This is a genomic window from Streptomyces bottropensis ATCC 25435 (assembly GCF_000383595.1).
Classification (GTDB): domain Bacteria; phylum Actinomycetota; class Actinomycetes; order Streptomycetales; family Streptomycetaceae; genus Streptomyces; species Streptomyces bottropensis.
In genome coordinates this window covers 3676873-3695701 of sequence record NZ_KB911581.1, presented here as the reverse complement: position 1 = coordinate 3695701, position 18829 = coordinate 3676873, and the positions used below count along the sequence as shown (strand labels likewise).

Sequence of the window (18829 nt, the reverse complement as noted above, 5' to 3'; positions counted from 1 at the left end):
GGTCGAGATGCCAGACCCAGCGTACGCCGCGGGGACGGATCGTCGGACGTCGGCCGGGGGTGGCGGCCTGAGGACGGGGTGATGAGGGGGTGACGACGGGCTCGACGCCTCAGTCGCCGACGGACTCTCCGGCGTCGATCCGCGCCCCGCGCGCCCAGTCCGCGGCCCGCATCGGCTTCTTGCCCTGCGCCTGCACCCAGAGCAGCTCCACCGCGTAGGACCCGGTGCCGACATGGACGCTGTTCTTGCCGATGTCGAGCGCGCCCGGGGCCAGACCGGTCCGCTCGGGCACCGGCGCCACCTGGATGAGCTTCAGCCGCTCACCGCGGAACGTCGTCCAGGCGCCGGGCGCGGGCGTGCAGCCGCGGACGACCCGGTCGACGCGCAGCGCGGGCGCGGCCCAGTCGATCCGGGCGTCCTCCACGGTGATCTTCGGCGCGAGGGTGATCCCGTCGGCGGGCTGCGGCACGGCCTTGAGGGCGCCGTCCTCGATCCCGTCCATCGTGGCCGCGAGCAGCCCGGATCCGGCGAAGGCCAGCCGGGTCAGCAGATCACCGCTCGTGTCCGTCGGCCGGATCTCCTCGGTGACCGTCCCGTACACCGGCCCGGAGTCGAGCCCCTCCTCGATCAGGAAGGTGGAGGCCCCGGTGATCTCGTCCCCCGCCATGATCGAGTGCTGCACGGGTGCGGCGCCCCGCCAGGCCGGCAGCAGCGAGAAGTGCAGGTTGACCCACCCGTGGGCGGGCACGTCGAGGGCGACCCGGGGCAGCAGGGCCCCGTAGGCGACGACGGGGCAGCAGTCGGGCGCGATCTCCCGGAGCCGCGCGAGGAACGCCTCGTCCCGGGGCCGGTTCGGCTTCAGCACCTCGATGCCCGCCTCCTCCGCCCGCTGGGCCACCGGGCTCGCGACCAGCCGCCGTCCCCGCCCCGCGGGCGCGTCCGGCCGCGTCACGACGGCGGCCACCTCATGCCTCCCCGACGCGAGCAGGGCGTCCAACGCGGGAACGGCGACCTCTGGGGTACCAGCGAAGACAAGCTTCATGGATGACTGACGGCCTCTCGCACGGAAGTTCGTAGGCCCCACATGCGACGACGCGGGACAACAGCCCAGTCTATGTTCCCCACCGGGCCCGACGACTGCCCGTGGCAGCAGGGGCGCACCCCCGCCCACGCGCCCCGCGCATATGCCCCCACGCCCCCACCCCGTTACCAGCGGAGCGAATTCGCGTTGGTCAAGAAAGAGTTGACCACTAGGCGCCGCATTCGCGGCACCGCCCCCTTTTCAACGCCGGTTCGAGAGGCTTGTTCATGGCCGACCACGCAACCCACGACGCCCAGGCTCGGGCCAGCCTGCACTTGCTGGTGCGGGACATCGAGCGGGTCCGCCGGCAGGTGGACGCACTGCGCACCCTCACCGCCCAGTTGGGCAACGTCTACCGCCCGCGCCGCTCCGGCCCCTCCACGGGCTTCGTCGTCTACGGACGCGCCCCCGCCCCGACCGTCCGCCTCGCCCAGGAGCTGCGGGACAGCGTCGAGACCCTGGTCACGGCCGCCGTGGACTTCGACCGCTCGCTCGGTTTCTCCTGGGACGCGGTGGGATCGGCCCTCGGGGTCACCAAACAGGCCGTACACCGCCGTTACGGCGCCCGCCGTGCGGCCGCCCAGGCCGCGGCGGAAGCGGAGCGGACGGGCGATCCCCAGGGCTCCCGCACCGTCAACGTCGCCTCCGGCATCCCCACGGTCCCCGCGGCCCGCTCGATGGCGACTCCGATCCCGGCCCCTGTGCCCGCGCACATGCCCACGCAGCCGACAGCGGGCAGCCCCACCCTCCGCGAGGACGTCAGACCCACGGCCTTCCCCGGCCCGCGCAACGGCTGACCGACGGCTGTCCGCCCCCTGCCTCCCGGTGTCCACCGGGAGGCAGTGCCATGCCGCCGGTCGCATGCGGCGCTGCGCGACGCCCTGGCCGCACCACCGTGCTGTCCGTCCCCGGGAGGCTCACCCGATGTCCGGCGGATCCACCCGAATCCGCACCCGCGCGCTCTCGCTCACCCCACGCGCCATCCGTGCCGCCTGCGCGGTCTTGAGCGCGGCGGCCAGCGCCGCCCCGCTCCCCGGCGGCACCCGGATCAGCGCCCGCTCCCACCGCTCCCCGGTCGGCGGCACCCCCGTCCGCCGCGCCCTCCCCGCCTCCGCACCCGCTGCGGCCCCGGCCCCGGAGGGCGGACCGGTCATCGGGACGGGTCCCAACACCTCGGCATCCGACGGCAGTTCGACCGCCCCCAGGAAATCGGTCACGGACTCGGCGGTCCCCGACACGGCCGCCATCCGGGACACCGGCGGGAACCCCAGCTCCGCCCGCTCGGCGAGTTCCCGCACCGCGTGCCCCACCGGATCCCACCGCACGAGCGCCTGCACGGGCCGCAGGGTCGGCTCGGCGACCACGACGACCGTGCCGCCCGCCCCCTGGTTCCGTACGAGCGCCGCCGCACCGATCCACCGCCGCAGCGCGTCCTCCCCGGCCCGCAGATCGGGCCGTCCGAGCATGGCCCACCCGTCGAGCAGCAGAGCGGCCGCGTACCCGCCCTCGGCGACCGGCTCGGCCCCCGGCGTGCTCACGACCAGCGCGGGCGACCCCGGCACGGTGTCCAGCACATGTTCCCGCCCGGAGGTCCGTACGGGTACGGCCGGAAAGGCACGCCCCAGTTCCTCGGCGGTCCGCCGGGCCCCCACGACCTGCGCCCGGAGCCGGTGGCCCCCGCACTCGGGGCAGTGCCAGCCGGCCTCCTCACGCCCGCACCACCCGCACACCAGGGCCCCGGCGCCGTCCCGCGCCTCCAGCGGCCCCGCACAGTGCCGGCACCGCGCGGGCTCCCGGCACCGTGCGCAGGCCATCCGCGGCACATAGCCCCGCCGAGGGACCTGGACGAGCACGGGCCCGTCCCTGAGGCCGTCCCGCGCGACCTGCCAGGCCAGGCTGGGCAGCCGCGCCGCCCGGGCCGCCTCGTCCCGCGCGAGATCGCCGTCCCCCACGGTCCGCACCAGCGGCGCGGCGGCCCGCACCTGCTCCCGCCCGGCCACGATCGGCGCGGCCCACCCGCTCTCGACGAGCTGGGCGGCCTCGACCGTGCAGGTCCAACCGCCCAGCAGGAAGGCACACTTGTCCCGCGTGGCCCGCAGCTCCAGGACTTCGCGCACATGCGGGAAGGGGGCGTTGTCGTCACTGTGCGCGGCGTCGCCGTCGTCCCAGACGACGACCAGTCCCAGATCCCGCACCGGCGCGAACATGGCCGCCCGGGTCCCGACCACCGCCCGTACGGCACCGCGCCGCACGGCCAGCCACTCCCGGTACCGCCGCTCCTGTCCGGCGTCGGCGGTCAGCAGCGCGTGCCGCCCCTCCCCCAGCAAATCCCCCAGCGCCTCGTCCACCCGGGTGGCCGGCCGCCCCGCCGGTACGACGACGAGGGCCCCCCGCCCGGAGGCCAGCGTCGCCTGCACGGCCCGCGCGATCTCCTCGGCCCACTCCGGCCCCGGCAGCGCGGTCCACACCGCCCGGGGCGAACCGCCGTCGGCCAGCGCCCGGAGGAATCCCTCACCGCGTCCGTACCGCAGCCACGACCCGGGCTCGGGCGCGGCCGGAGGCGGCGGCGGTTCGCCCGTCTCCACGGCCTCCGCCCGAGCGTGCCGGGGCGGCACGGCCAGCTGCAGCACATCCGCGAGGCTTCCCGCGTACCGGTCCGCGACGGCCCGCGCCAGCCCCAGCAGCTCGGGGCCCAGCACCGGCTCCGGCGAGACGACCTGCGCGAGCGCGGCCAGGGCTCCGGGGTAGTCCGACTCGGCGACCCGCTCGACCAGGAAACCGTCGATCAGCGAGCCGCCTTCGCGCCGCCCCTGTCTGACATTGCGCCCCCCGGCCCCGAACCGCACCCGGACCCGGACCCCGGGCCGGGCGACCTCGTCCAGCTCCTCGGGCACCGCGTAGTCGAAGTACCGGTCGAGATGCAGCACTCCCTTGTCGACCAGCACGCGGGCGACCGGCAGCTCCTTCGCCAGCGCCGCCCCCCGCCAGGTCCGCGGCTTGGCGCGCGGCACCTCGGCCTTCCGCACCGCCTCCCGGACCAGCGCGAGCTGCTCCGGCCCCGCGTCCCCCGGCGCGCCGCCGTCCCTCGTCCCGTCCTCGCCGCTCACACCCGCATCCTCCCAAACGCCACTGACAACCGACGCCGCCCACGATCACCGGAGCGCGCGCACGAAGCGGCGAGGCCCGGCATCCCCGAAGGGACACCGGGCCTCGCCGGGAAGCGGAGGAGCCGTAGGACCTAGAGCCCCGCGGCCTTGCGCAGCGCATCGACCCGGTCCGTGCGCTCCCAGGTGAAGTCGGGCAGCTCACGGCCGAAGTGACCGTACGCGGCGGTCTGGCCGTAGATCGGGCGGAGGAGGTCGAGGTCGCGGATGATGGCGGCCGGGCGGAGGTCGAAGACCTCGTCGATGGCCTTCTCGATCCGGTCGGTGTCGACCTTGGCCGTGCCGAAGGTCTCGACGAAGAGACCGACGGGCTCGGCCTTGCCGATGGCGTAGGCCACCTGGACCTCGCAGCGGGAGGCGAGGCCCGCCGCGACGACGTTCTTGGCGACCCAGCGCATCGCGTACGCGGCGGAACGGTCGACCTTGGACGGGTCCTTGCCCGAGAAGGCGCCGCCGCCGTGGCGGGCCATGCCGCCGTAGGTGTCGATGATGATCTTGCGGCCGGTGAGGCCGGCGTCGCCCATGGGGCCGCCGATCTCGAAGCGGCCGGTGGGGTTGACCAGCAGGCGGTAGCCCTCGGTGTCGAGCTTGATGCCGTCGTCCAGGAGGGCCTTCAGCTCCGGCTCCACCACGAACTCGCGGATGTCGGGCGCAAGGAGGGACTCCAGGTCGATGTCGCTCGCGTGCTGCGAGGAGACGACGACCGTGTCCAGACGGACCGCCTTGTCACCGTCGTACTCGATGGTGACCTGGGTCTTTCCGTCGGGACGGAGGTAGGGGATCGTGCCGTTCTTGCGGACCTCGGACAGGCGCTTGGACAGCCGGTGCGCCAGGAAGATCGGCAGCGGCATCAGCGTCGGCGTCTCGTCCGTCGCGTAACCGAACATCAGGCCCTGGTCGCCGGCGCCCTGACGGTCCAGCTCGTCCTCGTCACCCTCGACCCGGTTCTCGTAGGCCGTGTCCACACCCTGCGCGATGTCGGGGGACTGCGAGCCGATCGACACCGACACACCGCAGGAGGCGCCGTCGAAGCCCTTCTTCGACGAGTCGTAGCCGATGTCCAGGATGGTGTCGCGCACCAGCTGGGCGATCGGCGCGTACGCCTTGGTCGTGACCTCGCCGGCCACGTGGACCAGGCCGGTCGTGATGAGCGTCTCCACCGCTACACGGGACGTGGGGTCCTCGCGCAGCAGCGCATCGAGAATGGCATCGCTGATCTGGTCAGCGATCTTGTCGGGGTGGCCCTCGGTCACAGACTCCGAGGTGAACAGACGACGGGACACAACGCTCCCTGGGGTTGCAGCGGCTGCTGGCTGATCATTGGCGGACGTGCTCGGGGGCTGCGCCCGGCGTCGTCCGAGAACAGTTTATCGGTCGGTCTCGTCCGCCGGCCCACCCGTCTCGCCTCTCGGGAGCCTTGTGACCTGCGGCACGTGCATTCTGCCCAATGGCCGTCACTGTCCGCCAGGGTCGCCACGCCTCAATGTGCGAGGTTGGGGGGAGACGTGACGCGAATGGCACTGTCACCCGAGGCGGACCGCGACCAGGTCCCACACCGTTTCGGCCAGAGCTTCCTTCGGACCGTACGGCACCGGGGTCTCGCTGCCGTCGGCTCCCAGCACCACGGCCTCGTTCTCCTCGGAGCCGAAGGTCTTGCGCTCCCCCACCTCGTTGACCACCAGCAGGTCGCACCCCTTGCGTGCCAGCTTGGCGCGGCCGTTGGCGAGGACGTCGTCGGTCTCCGCGGCGAAGCCGACGATCACCTGGCCGGGGCGGGGGCGGGCCGCCGAGATCTCCGCGAGGATGTCCGGATTACGCACCAGGACGAGGGGCGCGGGCTCCTGGCCGTCCTTCTTCTTGATCTTCCCGGCGGCGTAGGTGTCGGGGCGGAAGTCCGCCACCGCCGCCGCCATCACCACGACGTCGGCGTCCGGCGCCGCCTTGAGCACCGCCTCGCGCAGCTGGACGGCCGTGCCGATCCGTACGACGTCCACGCCCGCGGGGTCCGGCAGTCCGGTGTTGGCCTCGATCAGGGTGACGCGGGCGCCCCGCGCGGCGGCCGTACGGGCGAGGGCGTAGCCCTGCTTGCCGGAGGAGCGGTTGCCGAGGAACCGGACCGGGTCGAGCGGTTCGCGGGTGCCCCCGGCGGTGACGACGACATGCCGGCCGACGAGGTCCGGCTCGGTGACGCCCCGGGCCAGCACCCGGCGGCAGACCTCGAAGATCTCCGCGGGGTCGGGGAGCCGGCCCTTGCCCGTGTCGACGCCGGTCAGCCGGCCCACGGCGGGGTCGATGACGAGGGCGCCCCGGCGACGCAGCGTCGCCACGTTCTCCTGGGTGGCCGGGTGTTCCCACATCTCGGTGTGCATGGCCGGAGCGAAGACGACGGGACAGCGGGCGGTGAGGAGGGTGTTGGTGAGGAGGTCGTCGGCGAGGCCGTGGGCGGCCTTGGCCAGCATGTCGGCGGTCGCCGGGGCCACGACCACCAGGTCGGCCGCCTGCCCGATACGGACGTGCGGCACCTCGTGGACGCTCTCCCAGACCTCGGTGGAGACCGGGTTGCCGGAGAGCGCGGACCATGTGGCGGCGCCGACGAAGTGCAGTGCGGAGTCGGTCGGTACGACCCGGACGTCATGTCCGGACTCGGTCAGCCGGCGCAGCAGCTCGCACGCCTTGTAGGCGGCGATCCCCCCACTGACCCCCAGAACGACCTTCGGCTTGCCCACCGTGCCTCCCCGCACTCGGATGCGTACGCCTCTGCGTGACGCCTCAATGACACACCACAGGCCCGGCAGTCGCACTGCCGGGCCTGTGGAAAACGCTACTGCGATCTGCCGATATGACTTACGCGGGGCCTTCGACGGCCTCGGAGGTCAGCAGACCCGCGTTGATCTCGCGCAGGGCGATCGAGAGCGGCTTCTCGTGCACGTGGGTGTCGACGAGCGGACCGACGTATTCGAGGAGACCCTCGCCGAGCTGCGAGTAGTACGCGTTGATCTGGCGAGCACGCTTGGCCGCGTAGATCACGAGGCTGTACTTCGAGTCGGTTGCCTCGAGGAGCTCGTCGATCGGCGGGTTGATGATGCCCTCGGGCGCGGAGATGGAAGAGGACACGCTCTACCTTCCGATGGATGGGAAAAGATCGGTCGTGATCACAGAAAACGGACAGAGCCCGTGATCACACAACATCCATCAAGGCTAGCAGCTCGCGGGCCACGTCCTCGACGGAGGTGTTGACCAGGGTCACGTCGAACTCCGGCTCGGCCGCCAGCTCGATCTTGGCCGCCTCCAGGCGGCGTTCGATCACGTCGGGCGGCTCGGTGCCCCGCCCGGTGAGCCTGCGCACCAGCTCCTCCCAGGAAGGGGGAGCCAGGAACACCAGCTGGGCGTCCGGCATGGACTCGCGAACCTGCCGCGCGCCCTGGAGGTCGATCTCCAGCAGGACCGGCTCGCCCCGCTCAAGGCGTTCGAGCACGGCGGCCCGGGGGGTGCCGTAGCGGTTGCCGGCGAACTCGGCCCACTCCAGCAGTTCGCCGTTGGCGATCAGCTTGTCCATCTCGTCGTCGGTGACGAAGAAGTAGTGGACTCCGTGCTGCTCGCCGGGACGCGGCTTGCGGGTCGTCGCCGACACCGAGAGCCACACCTCGGGGTGTGCCTTGCGCATATGGGCGACGACCGTGCTCTTGCCGACCCCTGAAGGGCCGGAGAGCACGGTCAGCCGCGGACGTACGTCCGGGGGCTCGGGGGTCGTCCCCCGGAATGTTGCAGCCATGCAGCGATTATTCCAGCAATCCCGGAGTGCCCGGGACTCCCTGCCCGTCAGTGCCCGGGATCAGGAACCGGTGCTGCCGAACTCACGCTCCAGGGAGGCGATCTGGTTGGAACCGAGGCCGCGTACACGACGGCTTTCGGAGATGCCCAGTCGCTCCATGATCTGCTTGGCGCGGACCTTGCCCACGCCCGGCAGGGACTCGAGCAGGGCGGAGACCTTCATCTTGCCGATGACGTCGTTCTCCTGGCCCTGCTTGATGACCTCGTGCAGGGAGGCGCCGGAGTGCTTGAGTCGATTCTTGACCTCGGCCCGCTCCCGGCGAGCCGCGGCGGCCTTTTCGAGCGCGGCTGCGCGCTGTTCAGGGGTAAGGGGCGGAAGAGCCACGCCTACGTCACCTCGGATGTCGAACTGTCGGATACGGACCGGTGAGGAACCTAGTCGCCCCTCACCTGGGGTGCCACGAGCAACACGCTCGCCCGTTGACCCTGCTCGGAGACTAGCGGCCAAGTCCGCCGGAGTCAGCGAGAACAGCGGAAAAGTCCTGGTCAGCCTCCATGGAGTCGGACATAAGCCGCATAATGCCCCGGATTTGAGAATGTATTCAGACTCAAGTCGTCCGGGAACCGACCCCCGGCACTCATCGGAGGTCTCAGGCGGTCGCCGTCGCGGAACGGATCTCGTCCGCGAAACGATCCGAGGCGTCACGCAGCGCGACGATGTCGGGACCGTGACGAAGAACACCTCGGCTGACGTTCGGAAGCACCTGGCGCACAGCACTGCCGAAGACCGCCGGGAGATCGGCCGGAGTGGCTCCCTGGGCACCGATCCCGGGCGCGAGGAGAGGTCCACCGATGTTCAGGTCGTAGGACGAGAGGTCACCGAGCGTGGCGCCGACGACGGCGCCGAAGGAGCCCAGGGGCTCCTCGCCGGCGTTCTCGGCCGCCAGGTGCGCCAGCATGGTCGCGCCGACGTTCCGTCCGTCGCCGCGCACCGCGTGCTGCACCTCGCCGCCCTCCGGGTTCGAGGTGAGCGCCAGCACGAACAGTCCGGACCCGTTCTCGCGGGCCAGGGACACGGCGGGCTTCAGGGAGCCGTAGCCCAGGTACGGCGAGACCGTCAGCGCGTCCGAGAACAGCGGCGCGTCCTTGTGCAGGAAGGTCTCGGCGTACGCGGCCATGGTGGAGCCGATGTCACCGCGCTTGGCGTCCATGACGACCAGCGCGCCGGCGGCCCGTGCCTCCTGGACGGACTTCTCCAGTACGGCGACGCCACGCGATCCGAAGCGCTCGAAGAACGCGCTCTGGGGCTTGAGGACGGCGACCCGGTCCGCGAGTGCCGCAACGACCGTGCGGCTGAAGCGTTCCAGGCCCGCGACGTCGTCGTTCAGGCCCCAGTCGGCGAGCAGGGAGGCGTGCGGGTCGATGCCCACGCACAGCGCCCCGCGCTCGTCCATGGACCGGCGCAGCCGTGCGCCGAAGGGCTCGGTCATACCGTCTTCCTCACGTCGGCGCCGACCGCGTCGGCGAGGGTGGCGTACGGACTCGTACGCAGGCGGGCGGCCAGGCCCTTGTGAACGGCGCGGGCCCAGAAGGGGCCCTCGTAGACGAAGGCGCTGTAGCCCTGGACGAGCGTGGCGCCCGCCAGGATGCGCTGCCAGGCGTCCTCGGCGTTCTCGACGCCGCCGACCCCCACCAGGGTGATCCGGTCGCCCACGCGCGCGTAGAGGCGCCGCAGCACCGCCAGGGAGCGGTCCTTGACGGGGGCTCCGGAGAGTCCGCCCGTCTCCTTCACCAGCGTGGGTTCGGATGTCAGACCGAGTCCCTCGCGCGCGATGGTGGTGTTCGTGGCGATGATCCCGTCCAGGCCCAGCTCCACGGCGAGGTCGGCGACCGCGTCGACGTCCTCGTCGGCGAGGTCCGGCGCGATCTTCACCAGCAGCGGCACCCGGCGGGTGCGGACCGTGCGGTCGGCGGCCTCGCGCACGGCGGTGAGCAGCGGCCGCAGCGCCTCCGTGGCCTGGAGGTTGCGCAGGCCGGGCGTGTTGGGCGAGGAGACGTTGACGACCAGGTAGTCGGCGTACGGCGCGAGGCGCTCGGCGGACTTCACGTAGTCCCCCGCGGCCTCCTCCTCCGGGACGACCTTGGTCTTGCCGATGTTGACGCCCACGACGGTCCTGAACACGGGCGTGCGGGAGGCCAGGCGCGCGGCGACGGCGAGCGAGCCGTCGTTGTTGAAGCCCATGCGGTTGATCAGCGCGCGGTCGGCGACCAGGCGGAACAGCCGCTGCCGGGGGTTGCCGGGCTGGGCCTCGCCCGTCACCGTGCCGATCTCGACGTGGTCGAACCCGAGCATCGACATCCCGTCGATCGCGACGGCGTTCTTGTCGAAGCCGGCGGCCAGCCCGAACGGGCCGTGCATGCGCAGACCGAACGCCTCGGTGCGCAGTTCCCGGTAGCGCGGCGCGAGGGCGGCGGCCACGAAGGTACGCAGGACGGGGACGCGGACGGCGAGACGGATCCAGCGGAAGGCCAGGTGGTGGGCCGCCTCCGGGTCCATCCGTGTGAAAACCAGACGGAAGAAGAGCTTGTACATGTTCATGTCCTCGCAGGAGCGCCTCACGAAGAGGTCTCACGAAGAGGGGGACACCGTTTCCGATGTCCCCCTCAGGGCTGCTAGTCGCGGGCCGCGATCAGGTGTTCGGCGTGTTCCTGGAGCGAGCGCACGCCCACGTCGCCGTGGTTGAGCGCGTCGATGCCCTGGACGGCGGCGGCGAGCGCCTGGACGGTCGTCAGGCAGGGCACGGACCGGGCCACGGCCGCCGTACGGATGTCGTAGCCGTCGAGGCGGCCGCCGGTGCCGTACGGGGTGTTGACGATGAGGTCGACCTCGCCGTCGTGGATGAGCTGGACGATGGTCTTCTCGCCGTTCGGACCGGTGCCCTCGGACTGCTTGCGGACGACGGTGGCGTTGATGCCGTTGCGCCGGAGCACCTCGGCCGTGCCGGACGTCGCGAGCAGCTCGAAGCCGTGGGCGACCAGCTCACGCGCCGGGAAGATCATCGAACGCTTGTCGCGGTTGGCGACCGAGATGAACGCGCGCCCCTTGGTGGGCAACGGCCCGTAGGCGCCGGCCTGCGACTTGGCGTACGCCGTGCCGAAGACGGAGTCGATGCCCATGACCTCGCCGGTGGAACGCATCTCCGGGCCGAGGATCGTGTCGACGCCGCGCCCGTGGATGTCGCGGAAGCGCGACCACGGCATGACCGCCTCCTTGACGGAGATCGGCGCGTCGAGCGGCAGCTCGCCGCCGTCGCCCTTGGCCGGGAGCAGACCCTCCGCCCGCAGTTCGGCCACGGTGGCGCCCAGCGAGATCCGGGCGGCGGCCTTGGCCAGCGGCACCGCGGTCGCCTTCGAGGTGAAGGGGACGGTGCGGGAGGCACGCGGGTTGGCCTCCAGGACGTAGAGGATGTCCCCGGCCATCGCGAACTGGATGTTGATGAGGCCGCGCACGCCGACACCCTTGGCGATGGCCTCGGTGGAGGCCCGCAGGCGCTTGATGTCGAAGCCGCCGAGGGTGATCGGGGGCAGGGCGCACGCCGAGTCGCCGGAGTGGATGCCGGCCTCCTCGATGTGCTCCATCACACCGCCGAGGTACAGCTCGTGGCCGTCGTAGAGCGCGTCGACGTCGATCTCGATCGCGTCGTCGAGGAAGCGGTCGACGAGGACCGGCCGGGAGGGGCTGATCTCGGTCGACTCGGCGATGTACGACTCCAGGCGGGCCTCGTCGTACACGATCTCCATGCCGCGTCCGCCGAGTACGTACGACGGCCGGACGAGGACCGGATAGCCGATCTCGTCGGCGATGGCCTTGGCGCCGGCGAAGGTGGTCGCGGTGCCGTGCTTCGGCGCGGGCAGGCCGGCCTCGGCGAGGACCTGGCCGAAGGCGCCGCGGTCCTCGGCGGCGTGGATGGCCTCCGGGGGCGTGCCGACGATGGGTACGCCGTTGTCCTTGAGCGCCTGTGCCAGGCCCAGGGGGGTCTGGCCGCCGAGCTGGACGACGACGCCCGCGATCGGGCCGGCCAGCGACTCGGCGTGGACGATCTCCAGCACGTCTTCGAGCGTGAGCGGCTCGAAGTACAGGCGGTCGGAGGTGTCGTAGTCCGTGGAGACGGTCTCGGGATTGCAGTTGACCATCACGGTCTCGTAGCCCGCCTCGCTCAGCGCGAAGGAGGCGTGGACGCAGGAGTAGTCGAACTCGATGCCCTGGCCGATGCGGTTCGGGCCGGAACCGAGGATGATCACGGCCGGCTTCTCGCGCGGGGCCACCTCGGTCTCCTCGTCGTACGAGGAGTAGAAGTACGGCGTCCTCGCCGCGAACTCGGCGGCGCAGGTGTCGACCGTCTTGTACACCGGGCGCACGCCCAGCGCGTGCCGCACCTCGCGCACGACGTCCTCGCGCAGCCCGCGGATCTCGGCGATCTGCTGGTCGGAGAAGCCGTGCCGCTTGGCCTCCGCCAGAAGCTCCGGATCGAGCTTGCCGGCCTGGGCAAGCTCGTCGGCGATCTCCTTGATCAGGAAGAGCTGGTCGACGAACCAGGGGTCGATCTTCGTGGCCTCGAAGACCTCCTCGGGCGTGGCGCCCGCACGGATGGCCTGCATGACCGTGTTGATACGGCCGTCGGTCGGCCTGACGGCCTCGCGCAGCAGCTCGGCCCTGTCGCCGGGCTCGCCGACGAACGTGAACTGGCTGCCCTTCTTCTCCAGCGACCGCAGCGCCTTCTGCAGCGCCTCGGTGAAGTTGCGCCCGATCGCCATGGCCTCGCCCACCGACTTCATGGTCGTGGTCAGGGAGGAGTCGGCGGAGGGGAACTTCTCGAAGGCGAACCGCGGGGCCTTCACGACGACGTAGTCGAGCGTCGGCTCGAAGGAGGCCGGGGTCTTCTCGGTGATGTCGTTCGGGATCTCGTCGAGCGTGTAGCCGACGGCCAGCTTGGCGGCGATCTTGGCGATCGGGAAACCGGTCGCCTTGGAGGCGAGCGCCGACGACCGCGACACCCGCGGGTTCATCTCGATGACGATCACCCGACCGTCCTCGGGGTTCACCGCGAACTGGATGTTGCAGCCGCCGGTGTCGACGCCGACCTCGCGGATGATCGCGATGCCGACGTCACGCAGCACCTGGTACTCGCGGTCGGTCAGCGTCATCGCGGGCGCGACGGTGATCGAGTCGCCGGTGTGCACGCCCATGGGGTCGAAGTTCTCGATGGAGCAGACGACCACGACGTTGTCGTTCTTGTCGCGCATCAGCTCCAGCTCGTACTCCTTCCAGCCGAGGATGGACTCCTCCAGGAGCACCTCGGTGGTCGGCGAGAGGGTGAGGCCCTGGCCGGCGATGCGGCGCAGCTCCTCCTCGTCGTGGGCGAAGCCGGAGCCGGCGCCGCCCATGGTGAAGGAGGGGCGGACGACGACCGGGTAGCCGCCGAGCGTCTCGACGCCGCCCAGCACGTCGTCCATGGAGTGGCAGATGACCGAGCGGGCGGACTCGCCGTGCCCGATCTTGGCGCGGACGGCCTCGACGACGTCCTTGAAGAGGTCGCGGTCCTCGCCCTTGTTGATCGCCTCGACGTTGGCGCCGATCAGCTCGACGCCGTACTTCTCCAGCGTCCCGGCCTCGTGCAGCGAGATGGCCGTGTTGAGGGCCGTCTGACCGCCGAGGGTCGGCAGGAGGGTGTCCGGGCGCTCCTTGGCGATGATCTTCTCGACGAACTCCGGGGTGATCGGCTCGACGTACGTGGCGTCGGCGATCTCCGGGTCGGTCATGATCGTCGCCGGGTTGGAGTTGACGAGGATCACCCTGAGGCCCTCGGCCCGCAGGACGCGGCACGCCTGGGTGCCGGAGTAGTCGAACTCGGCGGCCTGGCCGATGACGATCGGGCCGGAGCCGATGACCAGGACGGACTGGATATCGGTGCGCTTAGGCACGCTGGCCCTCCATCAGGGATACGAAGCGGTCGAACAGGTAGGCGGCGTCGTGCGGGCCCGCTGCCGCTTCGGGGTGGTACTGGACGCTGAAGGCGGGGCGGTCGAGGAGCTGGAGCCCCTCCACCACGTTGTCGTTGAGGCACACGTGGGAGACCTCGGCGCGACCGAAGGGGGTCTCGGAGACCTGGTCGAGCGGGGCGTCGACGGCGAAACCGTGGTTGTGCGCGGTGACCTCGACCTTGCCGGTCGTACGGTCCTGCACGGGCTGGTTGATGCCTCGGTGGCCGTACTTCAGCTTGTAGGTGCCGAAGCCGAGCGCGCGCCCGAGGATCTGGTTGCCGAAGCAGATGCCGAAGAGCGGGGTGCCGCGCTCCAGGACCGCCCGCATGACGGAGACCGGGTGGTCGGCGGTGGCCGGGTCACCGGGGCCGTTGGAGAAGAACACGCCGTCGGGGTTCACGGCGAACACGTCCTCTGCGGTCGCCGTGGCCGGGAGCACGTGCACCTCGATGCCGCGCTCGGCCATGCGGTGCGGGGTCATGCCCTTGATGCCGAGGTCGACGGCGGCGACGGTGAACTTCCTGGTGCCGATCGCCGGGACGACGTACGTCTCCTTCGTGGCGACCTCCGCGGAGAGGTTCGCGCCCTTCATCTCCGGGGCCTCGCGGACCTCGGTGAGCATGACGCCCTCGTCGGGCAGCGCGTCGCCGGAGAAGATGCCGACGCGCATGGCGCCGCGCTCACGGAGGTGGCGGGTGAGGGCGCGGGTGTCGATGCCGGAGATCCCGACGACGCCCTGGGCACGCAGTTCGTCGTCCAGGGAGCGCCGGGAGCGCCAGTTGGAGGGCACGCGCGCGGGGTCGCGGACGACGTATCCGGAGACCCAGATCTTCCTGGACTCGGGGTCCTCGTCGTTGACGCCGGTGTTGCCGACGTGCGGGGCGGTCATGACGACCACCTGGCGGTGGTACGACGGGTCGGTGAGGGTCTCCTGGTAGCCGGTCATCCCGGTGGAGAACACGGCCTCGCCGAAGGTCACCCCCACGGCCCCGTAGGCACGGCCGCGGAAGATCCGGCCGTCCTCCAGGACGAGTACGGCGGGAAGCGCCCCTTTCCTCTGCGAGGCGTTCCCCTGAGTGGAGGTCGTCATCGTGCGCCTTCCGTTTCCGTCTTGTTGATCATCTGGTTCAGGGTCTCGACCCACTCGTTGTGCTCGGCCGCGCGGTCGGAGCGGAACCCGGAGTCGAGCAGCTTGCCGCCGTGCTCCCAGGTGACGACCAGCAGCCCGCCCTCGGTGAGGACCTTGCCGGCGATGCCCTTGTCGAGCCGGGCCTCGCGCAGGGCGCCGACCGGCACGAAGAAGTCGGTCGCTCCGGGGCGTACGACGTCCAGTCCCGCGTCCGTCAGGGTCAGCTCGACGCGGCTGCGGGCGCCCAGGCCGTGCGCCACGATGCGGTCGAGCCACTGCCCGGCGGTGGTGGATCCGTGGTAGCGGCCGCTCATGCCCAGTCTGGCCTCGCCCGGCTCGTCCGGCGCGGTGGGGAGGGCGGGCAGGTCGCTCTGGAGCGTGCCGCGCCACTTCCAGCCCTCGCGCATCAGCCAGTAGACGAGCGCGACGAAGAGGGCGAGTCCGACGACCCAGCCGATGCGCGCGGCCCAGTCGGTGACCTCGGCCGATTCCTTCTGCGCGGCCAGCAGAATTACAGGTGTCACGTGAGCTTCCCGTCGACGAGCGTGGCCTTGCCCCGCAGCCACGTGTGCGTGACACGGCCCGGCAGCTCGCGGCCCTCGTAGGGAGTGTTGCGGCTGCGCGAGGCGAAGCCCGCGGGATCCACCGACCCACGGTATGCCGTGTCGACGAGCGTGAGGTTGGCGGGCTCACCTGCCGAGACGGGACGTCCGTGACCGGCCGCCCGCCCGATCTTCGCGGGCTTGACCGACATACGGTCCGCGACGCCCGCCCAGTCGAGCAGACCGGTGGCGACCATCGTCTCCTGGACCACGGACAGCGCGGTCTCCAGGCCGACCATGCCCATGGCCGCCGCGGCCCACTCGCAGTCCTTGTCCTCGTGGGGGTGCGGGGCGTGGTCGGTGGCGACGATGTCGATCGTGCCGTCGGCGAGGGCCTCGCGCAGCGCCAGCACGTCGCGCTCGGTGCGCAGCGGCGGGTTGACCTTGTAGACCGGGTTGTAGGAGCGCACCAGCTCGTCGGTGAGGAGCAGGTGGTGCGGGGTGACCTCGGCGGTGACGTCGATCCCGCGGGACTTGGCCCAGCGGACGATCTCGACGGACCCGGCGGTCGACAGGTGGCAGATGTGGACGCGGGAGCCGACGTGCTCGGCGAGCAGGACGTCCCGGGCGATGATCGATTCTTCGGCCACCGCCGGCCAGCCGCCGAGGCCCAGCTCGGCGGAGACGACGCCCTCGTTCATCTGGGCGCCCTCGGTGAGGCGCGGCTCCTGCGCGTGCTGGGCGACGACCCCGCCGAAGGCCTTCACGTACTCCAGGGCCCGCCGCATGATCACCGCGTCGTCGACGCACTTGCCGTCGTCCGAGAAGACCGTGACCCCGGCGGCCGACTCGTGCATCGCGCCCAGCTCGGCGAGCTTCCTGCCCTCCAGGCCGACCGTGACGGCGCCGATGGGCTGCACGTCGCAGTAGCCGTGCTCCTGGCCGAGCCGGTAGACCTGCTCGACCACGCCGGCGGTGTCGGCGACGGGGAAGGTGTTGGCCATGGCGAAGACGGCCGTGTAGCCGCCGGAGGCCGCCGCGCGCGTGCCGGTGAGCACGGTCTCGGAGTCCTCGCGGCCGGGCTCGCGCAGATGGGTGTGCAGGTCGACCAGGCCCGGCAGGAGCACCTTGCCCTCGGCCTCGACGACCTCGGCGCCCTCGGCGGACAGACCGGTTCCCACCTCGGCGATGGTCTCGCCGTCGATCAGCACGTCCTGCGGCTCGCCGCCCAGCACCTTCGCACCACGGATCAGGATCTGGCTCATGTCTTACTTCTCCTCGGTGGTGCGGGTGTGGGTGACGGCGGGCTCGTTGCCGCCGAGCAGCAGGTACAGCACGGCCATCCGGATGGAGACGCCGTTGGCGACCTGCTCGACGACGGTGCAGCGGTCGGAGTCCGCGACCTCGGCGGTGATCTCCATGCCGCGGACCATCGGGCCCGGGTGCATCACGATGGCGTGCTCGGGCATCCGCGCCATGCGGTCGCCGTCGAGGCCGTAGCGCCGGGAGTACTCGCGCTCGGTGGGGAAGAACGCCGCGTTCATCCGCTCCCGCTGCACGCGCAGCATCATCACCGCGTCGGACTTGGCGAGGGTGCTGTCGAGGTCGTACGACACCTCGCAGGGCCAGGCGTGGACGCCGACCGGCACCAGGGTGGGCGGGGCGACGAGGGTGACCTGGGCGCCGAGGGTGTGCAGCAGATCGACGTTGGAGCGGGCGACGCGGCTGTGCAGGACGTCGCCGACGAGCGTGATGCGCTTGCCGGAGAGGTCCTGCCCCAGTCCGGCGTCCCGGCCGACGAGGCGGCGGCGCATGGTGAAGGCGTCCAGCAGGGCCTGGGTGGGGTGCTGATGGGTGCCGTCGCCCGCGTTGATGACGGCGGCGTCGATCCAGCCGGAGGTCGCCAGGCGGTACGGGGCCCCCGAGGCGCCGTGCCGGATGACGACGGCGTCGACGCCCATGGCTTCGAGGGTCTGCGCGGTGTCCTTCAGGGACTCGCCCTTGGAGACGCTCGACCCCTTGGCCGTGAAGTTGATGACGTCGGCGGAGAGGCGCTTCTCGGCGGCCTCGAAGGAGATCCGCGTCCGCGTCGAGTCCTCGAAGAAGAGGTTGACGATCGTGCGGCCGCGCAGGGTCGGCAGTTTCTTGATCGGCCGGTCCGCGACCCGGGCCATCTCCTCGGCGGTGTCGAGGATCAGGACGGCGTCGTCGCGGGTGAGGTCGGCGGCCGAGATGAGATGACGCTGCATCTTTCAGGCTCCGTAAGGCGGTTCGGGAGATTCCGGGCAGGCAGGGGCATCACGAAGTGACGTACGGCACGGGGCCGCACGCGCGCGTGCTACTGCTGGGCGGTCCGCTTCGCACCGAGCAGGACGGTGTCCCGACCGTCTTCCTCGGCGAGCTGGACCTTGACCGTCTCCCGCAGCGACGTGGGGAGGTTCTTGCCGACGTAGTCGGCACGGATGGGCAGTTCGCGGTGACCGCGGTCGACGAGGACCGCGAGCTGGACGGCGCGCGGACGGCCGATGTCGTTCAGCGCGTCGAGCGCCGCGCGGATCGTCCGGCCGGAGAAGAGCACGTCGTCGACGAGGACGACCAGGCGGCCGTCGATGCCGTCACCGGGGATCTCGGTGCGGGCCAGCGCGCGCGGCGGGTGCATGCGCAGGTCGTCGCGGTACATGGTGATGTCGAGCGAACCGACCGGGATCTTGCGGTCGGTGATCTCCTCCAGCTTGGCGGCGAGCCGCTGGGCGAGGAAGACACCCCGGGTCGGAATGCCGAGGAGCACCACGTCGTCGGCGCCCTTGGCGCGTTCGACGATCTCGTGGGCGATGCGGGTCAGTACGCGCGCGATGTCGGGGCCTTCGAGAACGGGCCTGTCATCGGACGCCTGCGCATCCCCGTGCGGGTCTCCATGCGGAGTTTCTTGCGTGTCCATATGAAACGGACCCCCTTCTCCGCCTCACGGGACGGACCTTAAAGGACGTCGGAATTGCGCCATCCACGTTAGCAGGCCCGACAACGCCCCTGATCACCCACCTGGCCCAATGGATCTCGGTTACCACGGAAGAGTCGGTGCGGACCATTCGGCTTGACGGAG

General features: G+C 71.3%; 16 protein-coding genes. 1 reads left to right on the top strand and 15 read right to left on the bottom strand.

Annotated features, from left to right (window positions below; genetic code table 11):
- Positions 1-109: 109 nt before the first annotated feature.
- Positions 110-1042 carry a methionyl-tRNA formyltransferase gene (gene fmt, locus STRBO_RS0116340; RefSeq protein WP_005485499.1) on the bottom strand — a complete coding sequence of 311 codons (933 nt, stop codon included), beginning with the start codon at positions 1040-1042 and terminating at the stop codon, positions 110-112.
- 266 nt (positions 1043-1308) lie between these two features.
- Between fmt and STRBO_RS0116335 the strand changes: the two genes are divergently transcribed.
- Complete coding sequence (locus tag STRBO_RS0116335) at positions 1309-1878, top strand: hypothetical protein (protein WP_020114461.1); 570 nt, start codon at positions 1309-1311, stop codon at positions 1876-1878.
- A 120-nt stretch (positions 1879-1998) separates the two neighbouring features.
- On the opposite strand, the gene STRBO_RS0116330 is transcribed toward STRBO_RS0116335, so the two are convergent.
- The 14 genes from STRBO_RS0116330 to pyrR all read right to left on the bottom strand — a co-directional run bounded on the left by STRBO_RS0116330 (position 1999) and on the right by pyrR (position 18667).
- The gene (locus tag STRBO_RS0116330) at positions 1999-4188 is read right to left on the bottom strand and encodes a primosomal protein N' (protein ID WP_005485497.1); all 2190 of its coding nucleotides are present in this window, start codon (positions 4186-4188) and stop codon (positions 1999-2001) included.
- Positions 4189-4319: 131 nt separating this feature from the next.
- Positions 4320-5528, bottom strand: coding sequence for a methionine adenosyltransferase (metK, locus tag STRBO_RS0116325; protein WP_020114460.1), 1209 nt, complete (start codon positions 5526-5528; stop codon positions 4320-4322).
- 240 nt (positions 5529-5768) lie between these two features.
- Positions 5769-6971: a bifunctional phosphopantothenoylcysteine decarboxylase/phosphopantothenate--cysteine ligase CoaBC gene (gene coaBC / locus STRBO_RS0116320; protein WP_020114459.1), complete on the bottom strand. Its 1203-nt coding sequence runs from the start codon at positions 6969-6971 to the stop codon at positions 5769-5771.
- Positions 6972-7089: 118 nt separating this feature from the next.
- Positions 7090-7359: a DNA-directed RNA polymerase subunit omega gene (rpoZ, locus tag STRBO_RS0116315; RefSeq protein WP_005485492.1), complete on the bottom strand. Its 270-nt coding sequence runs from the start codon at positions 7357-7359 to the stop codon at positions 7090-7092.
- Between the two features lie 64 nt (positions 7360-7423).
- Positions 7424-8017, bottom strand: a complete 594-nt coding sequence (gene gmk / locus STRBO_RS0116310; protein ID WP_028796686.1) for a guanylate kinase — start codon at positions 8015-8017, stop codon at positions 7424-7426.
- Positions 8018-8077: 60 nt separating this feature from the next.
- Positions 8078-8401 (bottom strand): integration host factor, encoded by a 324-nt coding sequence (locus tag STRBO_RS0116305; RefSeq protein ID WP_003977346.1) that lies wholly within the window; start codon positions 8399-8401, stop codon positions 8078-8080.
- A gap of 265 nt (positions 8402-8666) precedes the next feature.
- Positions 8667-9506 (bottom strand): orotidine-5'-phosphate decarboxylase, encoded by an 840-nt coding sequence (gene pyrF / locus STRBO_RS0116300; RefSeq protein ID WP_005485488.1) that lies wholly within the window; start codon positions 9504-9506, stop codon positions 8667-8669.
- Positions 9503-10609: a quinone-dependent dihydroorotate dehydrogenase gene (locus tag STRBO_RS0116295; protein WP_020665559.1), complete on the bottom strand. Its 1107-nt coding sequence runs from the start codon at positions 10607-10609 to the stop codon at positions 9503-9505. The genes pyrF and STRBO_RS0116295 overlap by 4 nt, the downstream gene beginning before the upstream one ends.
- Positions 10610-10689: 80 nt before the next feature.
- Positions 10690-13998: a carbamoyl-phosphate synthase large subunit gene (gene carB, locus STRBO_RS0116290; protein WP_005485485.1), complete on the bottom strand. Its 3309-nt coding sequence runs from the start codon at positions 13996-13998 to the stop codon at positions 10690-10692.
- A complete protein-coding gene (gene carA, locus STRBO_RS0116285; RefSeq protein WP_005485484.1) occupies positions 13991-15148 on the bottom strand; it encodes a glutamine-hydrolyzing carbamoyl-phosphate synthase small subunit in 1158 nt (385 codons plus the stop codon). The genes carB and carA overlap by 8 nt, the downstream gene beginning before the upstream one ends.
- Positions 15145-15711, bottom strand: a complete 567-nt coding sequence (locus STRBO_RS0116280) for a PH-like domain-containing protein (RefSeq protein ID WP_005485482.1) — start codon at positions 15709-15711, stop codon at positions 15145-15147. The genes carA and STRBO_RS0116280 overlap by 4 nt, the downstream gene beginning before the upstream one ends.
- Positions 15708-16994, bottom strand: a complete 1287-nt coding sequence (locus STRBO_RS0116275) for a dihydroorotase (RefSeq protein WP_005485481.1) — start codon at positions 16992-16994, stop codon at positions 15708-15710. Before STRBO_RS0116275 ends, STRBO_RS0116280 begins: the two co-directional genes overlap by 4 nt.
- A gap of 3 nt (positions 16995-16997) precedes the next feature.
- On the bottom strand, positions 16998-17978 hold the full coding sequence (locus tag STRBO_RS0116270) for an aspartate carbamoyltransferase catalytic subunit (RefSeq protein WP_005485479.1): 981 nt from the start codon (positions 17976-17978) through the stop codon (positions 16998-17000).
- An 89-nt stretch (positions 17979-18067) separates the two neighbouring features.
- Positions 18068-18667: a bifunctional pyr operon transcriptional regulator/uracil phosphoribosyltransferase PyrR gene (gene pyrR, locus STRBO_RS0116265; protein ID WP_005485477.1), complete on the bottom strand. Its 600-nt coding sequence runs from the start codon at positions 18665-18667 to the stop codon at positions 18068-18070.
- Between the last annotated feature and the right edge of the window lie 162 nt (positions 18668-18829).